Genomic DNA, 978 nt, shown 5'->3' with positions numbered 1-978 from the left:
CACCATTTACGATACTGGTTACGGTCCAGGTCAGTTGTACCTGATCTCCTACTGGCACTATGATAGTGGCCTTTGGATCATGGATATCACTTACCGTTGGAGCTGTATTAGCACCAGTGTACTGCACCGTCCAGGTACCGATCTGCTGGATGTTGCCAGTAGATACCACAGGGGTGGCATCCAGGGTGAAGGCAGTAGTTCTACCGCAATCTTCCTGATCTGCTCCCGCGTTGGCAGCTGGGTTGGCAGCGTAGTTATAGATAGTTACTACATCGGTAGTAGCTGGGCAATTAGTGTTTACTACACCATTTACCATGCTGGTGACTGTCCAGGTCAGTTGTACCTGATCACCAGGCGTTACCGTGATGGTAGCTTTTGGATCATGGATATCACTTACCGTTGGAGCGGTGTTAGCACCAGTGTACTGCACTGTCCAGGTACCAATCTGCTGGATGTTTCCAGTAGATACCACAGGGGTGGCATCCAGGGTGAAGGCAGTAGTTCTACCGCAATTTTCCTGATCTGCTCCCGCGTTGGCAGCTGGGTTTGCAGCGTAGTTATAGATAGTTACTACATCCGTAGTAGCTGGGCAATTAGTGTTTACTACACCATTTACGATACTGGTGATTGTCCAGGTCAGTTGTACCTGATCCCCAGGCGTTACCGTGATGGTAGCTTTTGGATCATGGATATCACTTACAACCGGAGCTGTATTAGCACCAGTGTACTGCACGGTCCAGGTACCGATCTGCTGGATGTTTCCAGTAGATACTACAGGGGTGGCATCCAGGGTGAAGGCAGTAGTTCTACCACAATCTTCCTGATCTGCTCCTGCGTTGGCAGCTGGGTTGGCAGCGTAGTTATAGATAGTTACTACATCGGTAGTAGCTGGGCAATTAGTGTTTACTACACCATTTACGATACTGGTGACGGTCCAGGTCAGTTGTACCTGATCTCCTACCGGCACTACGATAATGG

At 49.5% G+C, this 978-nt stretch carries 1 protein-coding gene; it reads right to left on the bottom strand.

Annotation, left to right across the window (positions count from 1 at the left end; all coding sequences use genetic code 11):
* Positions 1-978 (bottom strand): hypothetical protein (locus KW844_RS28830; RefSeq protein ID WP_218380237.1); only part of this gene is annotated, 978 nt, incomplete at both ends.

Origin of the sequence: Chitinophaga sp. sic0106 (assembly GCF_019219075.1) — a bacterium.
Lineage (GTDB): Bacteria > Bacteroidota > Bacteroidia > Chitinophagales > Chitinophagaceae > Chitinophaga.
This window is presented reverse-complemented; position numbering and strand designations above follow the sequence as displayed.